Origin of the sequence: Pseudomonas sp. B3(2017) (assembly GCF_002113595.1) — a bacterium.
In the GTDB taxonomy this organism is placed as follows: domain Bacteria; phylum Pseudomonadota; class Gammaproteobacteria; order Pseudomonadales; family Pseudomonadaceae; genus Aquipseudomonas; species Aquipseudomonas ekonensis.
The window spans coordinates 174,019-179,410 of record NZ_NEIU01000005.1; the positions used below are offsets into that span (position 1 = coordinate 174,019).

At 65.5% G+C, this 5,392-nt stretch carries 3 protein-coding genes; 2 read left to right on the plus strand and 1 reads right to left on the minus strand.

Translation table 11 applies throughout. The features are described 5' to 3' along the window. The first annotated feature begins 15 nt into the window (after window positions 1–15). Window positions 16–1,665, plus strand: coding sequence for a cyclic peptide export ABC transporter (locus CAG33_RS09750; RefSeq protein WP_085638143.1), 1,650 nt, complete (start codon window positions 16–18; stop codon window positions 1,663–1,665). 117 nt (window positions 1,666–1,782) lie between these two features. Continuing rightward, a complete protein-coding gene (locus CAG33_RS09755) occupies window positions 1,783–4,242 on the plus strand; it encodes a TonB-dependent siderophore receptor (protein WP_085638146.1) in 2,460 nt (819 codons plus the stop codon). A gap of 128 nt (window positions 4,243–4,370) precedes the next feature. Here CAG33_RS09755 and CAG33_RS09760 read toward each other — a convergent pair whose 3' ends face one another. Continuing rightward, entirely contained in the window at window positions 4,371–5,327 is a 957-nt protein-coding gene (locus CAG33_RS09760) for an alpha/beta hydrolase (RefSeq protein WP_085638149.1), read from the minus strand. Window positions 5,328–5,392 lie beyond the last annotated feature (65 nt).

Consider the following 5,392-nt stretch of genomic DNA (forward strand, 5'->3'; position numbering starts at 1 on the left):
AAGCAGGGAACCTCCATGAGCAAACCAACACGCGGGGTGATCAATGAATTGTTCGCCCTGCTCAAACCCTTTCGGCTGATCGTCGCCGGCTCGATCCTGCTCGGCATGGTCGGTGGCCTGAGCGTCACCGCCCTGCTGGCGACGATCAACGGCGCCCTGCACGACGAAGGCGGCCTGACCAGCACCGTGGTCGCCGCCTTCGCCGGCCTGTGCCTGCTGGCGCTGGCCAGCTCGATCTTCTCCGACATCGGCACCAACTTCGTCGGCCAGCACATCATCGCCAAGCTGCGCAAAGAGCTGGGCGAAAAGGTGCTGTCGGCGCCCATCGAGCAGATCGAACGCTACCGCAGCCACCGCCTGATCCCGGTGCTGACCCACGACGTCGACACCATCAGCGACTTCGCCTTCGCCTTCGCGCCGCTGGCCATTTCCCTGACCGTCACCCTCGGCTGCATGGGCTACCTGGCGATGCTGTCGTGGCCGATGTTCCTGTTGATGGCGGCGGCGATCCTGATCGGCACCGTCATCCAGTACATCGCCCGCGGGCGCGGCATGCAGGGCTTCATGAAGGCCCGCGACCACGAGGACGAGCTGCAGAAGCACTACAACGCCGTCGCCGAAGGCGCCAAGGAACTGCGCATCCACCGCCCGCGCCGGCACCGCATGTTCGTTTCCGGCATCAAGGCCACCGCCGACCGCATCTGCGACACCCAGGTGCGCTCGGTGAACATCTTCGTGGTCGCCAAGACCCTGGGCTCGATGCTGTTCTTCGTGGTGATCGGCCTGGCGCTGGCCCTGCAATCGCTGTGGCCGAGCGCCGACAAGGCGGTGATGAGCGGCTTCGTGCTGGTGCTGCTGTACATGAAAGGCCCGCTGGAGCACATCATCGGCACCTTGCCGATCGTCAGCCGCGCGCAGATCGCGTTCCGCCGCATCGCCGAACTGTCCGAGCAGTTCTCCTCGCCGGAGCCGCACCTGCTGCTCAGCGACCAAGGCAACCGCAAGACGCCGGTGCACAGCCTGGAGCTGTCCGACGTGTCGTACAGCTTCCCCACCGTGGAAGGCGCCGCGCCGTTCCGCCTGGGGCCCGTGAACCTGAAGATCGAACAGGGCGACATCATCTTCATCGTCGGCGAGAACGGCTGCGGCAAGACCACGCTGATCAAGCTGCTGCTGGGCCTGTACGCGCCGCAGCAAGGCGAGATCCGCCTCAACGGCCAACCGGTCACCGCCCTCACCCGCGACGACTACCGCCAACTGTTCACCACCATCTTCGCCGACTACTACCTGTTCGACGATGTGGTGCAGGGCGACACGCACATTCCCGACGACGCCAACAAATACCTGCAGCGCCTGGAGATCGCCCACAAGGTCAGCGTGCGCGACGGCTCGTTCACCACCACCGACCTGTCCACCGGCCAGCGCAAGCGCCTGGCGCTGATCAACGCCTGGCTCGAAGAGCGTCCGGTGCTGGTGTTCGACGAGTGGGCCGCCGACCAGGACCCGACCTTCCGCCGGATCTTCTACACGGAACTGCTGCCGGACCTGAAGCGCCTGGGCAAGACCATCATCGTCATCTCCCACGACGACCGTTACTTCGACATCGCCGACCAACTGGTGCGCATGAACGCCGGCAAAGTGGTCACCGAGCCGCAACCCGCCTGACTGTGAAACATTCGTAAAAAAAGTGCGTTGAGCCTTTCCGGTTTTCCGGAGGCTCAACGTCTTACTTACAGTTAATAGAAATAGTTCTCAGTCAACACTTTGAAGAGTAGAAGAACAATGCCCGCACCGCACGGACTCCACCCGCTCGCCAAGGCTCTGCTGATCCGCCGCTCCTTCCGCCCGACGCTTCCGGCACTTTGCGCGCTGGCCATGACCCTGCCGATGGCCGGCATGGCCCAGGCCGCCGCCGTGGCGATCGACATTCCTGCCCAGTCGCTGGGGAGCGCCTTGCAGGAATTCGGCCGCCAGACCAACCTGCAAGTGCTCTACAGCCCGGACGAAGTCAGCGGCCTGCGCAGCACCGCCGTCAGCGGCAACCTGGAACCGACCGCCGCCATGGCGCAACTGCTGCAAGGCACGGACATCGCCTACAGCGTCCAGGGCAACAGCGTCGCGTTGCGCGTGCGCAGCAGCGGCGCCAGCCTGGACCTGGCGCCGACCAGCATCACCGCCGCACAGGAATCGGCCTGGGGCCCGGTCGACGGGATCGTGGCCAAGCGCAGCGCCACCGGCACCAAGACCGACACTCCGCTCAACGAGATCCCGCAGACCATCAACGTCGTCACCCAGGACGAGATCAAGATGCGCGGCTCGCAGTCGGTCACCGAGGCCCTGCGCTACACCGCCGGCATGACCGGCGGCGGCTTCTCCGACCGGGTGAAGATCTTCGACGAACCGACCTCCCGCGGCTTCTCGCCGACCCCGCTGTACCTCGACGGCCTGCACCTGCCCTACGGCGGCGGCAGCACCGGCGGCTCGCTGCAGATCGACCCGTACACCCTGGAGCGCATCGAAGTGCTCAAGGGCCCGGCGTCGGTGCTGTACGGCCAGAACCAGCCCGGCGGCATCGTCAACATGGTCGGCAAGCGCCCGACCGCCACGCCGCTGCACGAAGTGATCATCGGCGGCGGCAGCTATGACCGCAAATACGGCGCCTTCGACCTCGGCGGCCCGATCGACGACCAGGGCGAGTTCCTCTACCGCCTCACCGGCGTGATCAACGACAGCAACTCGCAGATCGACCACGCCGACCAGAACCGCATGCTGCTCGCGCCGAGCCTGACCTGGCTGCCGAACGACAGCACCAGCCTCACCGTCTACGGCCAGTACCAGAAAGACCGCGACACCCCCGAGGCGCAAGGCCTGCCGGCCGACGGCACCGTGCACCGCAGCGCGAACGGCCGCATCAGCCGCAGCCTGTTCCTCGGCGAGCCGGGCCTGAACAAGTACGACCGCGAGCAGTTCGTGGTCGGCTACGAGCTGGCCCACGAGCTCAACGACGTCTGGACCCTCAAGCAGAACGCCCGCTACGCCGACCTCAACGACCGCTACGTCGCACCGCTGCACGGCTACTCGTTCCTGCCCAACCCCAACACCGGCATCAATGACGGCAGCTACCAGACCCGCTACGGCGTGGACTGGGCCCAGCACAACACGGTCTACGGCATCGATAACATCGCCCAGGCCAAGTTCAAGACCGGCGACGTGGACCACACCCTGCTGCTGGGCGTGGACTACTACCACTTCAACTCCAAGTTCCTCGGCCGCTACGACCGCACCGGCCCCGCCATCGACCTGTACAACCCGGTCTACGGCAGCCAGTTCAACTTCCGCCAGCCGTACAAGTGGGACAACACCGTCAAGCAGACCGGCCTGTACACCCAGGACCAGATGCGCTGGAACCAGTGGTTCCTGACCCTGGGCGGCCGCTACGACTGGGCCGAGACCATCAACAAGGAACCGCTGGGCGGCAACCGTTCCAACATCAAGGACGAGAAGTTCACCGGCCGCGCCGGCTTCGGCTACGAATTCGAGAACGGCATGACGCCGTACGTGAGCTACGCCGAGTCGTTCCTGCCGCAGACCGGCGCCGACCTCAACGGCCGCGGGTTCGAGCCGACCGAAGGCAAGCAGTACGAAGTCGGCATCAAGTACGAGCCGAAGTCCATCGACGGCTTCATCCAGCTGTCGGCGTACCAGATCGACCAGAACAACATGCTCACCAACGACCTGCTCAACCCTGGCTTCAGCAACCAGAGCGGTTCGGTGCGTTCGCGCGGCGTTGAGCTGGAAGGCAAGGTCAACGTGACCCAGAACGTGCGCGTGCTGGCGTCCGTGTCGCGCAACCAGATCAAGTGGCGCAGCGTGAACGACGGCCGCGAAGGCCGCACCCTGGCCATGAGCCCGCCGCTGACCGCGTCGGCCTGGATCAACTATGACTTCGACCTCTCCACCTCGCTGGCCGGCCTGGGCATGGGCCTCGGCACCCGCTACGTGCGCAGCAGCTACGGCTCGGACTACGAAGAGGATTCCTTCCAGATCCCGTCGTACACCGTGTATGACGCCATGGTCTCCTACGACCTGGAAAAATCGCCGCTGCACATCAAAGGCGTGAAAGTGAAGATGAACCTGGAAAACCTCACCGACGAGAAATACGTCGCCAGCTGCAACAGCACGCTGGACTGCTACTACGGCGAAGGCCGCACCATGACCGCCGACGTGACCTACAACTGGTAACACGTCCCGCGTCATGCAAAACGCCGGCATCTGCCGGCGTTTTGCTGTCTGCGATTCCACCGGCCACAAAAGCCCCGCCCACAAAAAAGGCCGCTGTCAGCGGCCTTCTCCGTCCCTCAACATGCAGCCTACAGGCCGAACACCGCCCTCAACCGCTCGGCGATGTGCTGCTGCGCCTCTTCGGCCTCATCGACGATCGCGCCCATGCGCATGAAGTCGTGGGTCATGCCCTCGTAGACCTTCAGCTCCACCGCCACCCCCGCCGCCTGCAGATGACGGGCATACGCCACGCCCTCGTCGTGCAGCGGATCGCATTCGGCCAACACCAGCAGCACCGGCGCCACCTGCGCCGACGGCTCGCCCAAAAGCGGCGAGAAGCGCGGGTCGAGGCGGTCTTCGGCGCTGCGCTGGTAATGGCTGTAGAACCATTCCAGGGACGCCTTCTCCAGCAGATAGCCTTCGGCGTAACGCTCGATGGTCGGCGTGCTGCGGCTGGCGTCGGTGACCGGATAGATCAGCACCTGCAACAGGGGCCGCACCGGCGCCTGGGTCAGTTGCGCGGCCAGCACCGTCGCCAGGCTGCCGCCGACGCTGTCGCCGGCGATCGCCAGGCGGGCGGTGTCGATGCCCAGGTCCTGGGCGCTGCCCACCAGCCAGTCCCAGGCGTCCCGCGCATCGTCGGCGGCGGTCGGGAAACGGAACGCCGGCGCCAGCCGGTAAGCCACCGACAGCACCACGCAACCGGCCATCGACGCCAATGCCCGGCACAGCGAGTCATGGGAATCGAGACTGCCGACCACGTAGCCGCCGCCATGGAAGTACAGCAGCGCCGGGCGCTTGGCCCCAGGCTGTAGCGGTTGGTCGCTGTAGATCCGCGCATCCAGCAGCGCGCCGTCGCGCACCGGCAAGCGCAGCTCGTCGACGACGGCGAGGTCTTCGCCGCCGGCGTCCATCAGCAGCGACGATTGATCGAACTGCTCACGGGCCTGCTCCGGGGTCAGCTCATGCATGCCCACGCGCTTGCCGCTGGCCCGGCCGTTGCCGACCAGTTGCAGGAACGCGGCGATATCAGGATTCAACGACATTCAATTCTCCAAACCGAACGGGCGCCATGGGCGCCCGTTCGGTGTTTCCGGTTTCAGGACAGGTT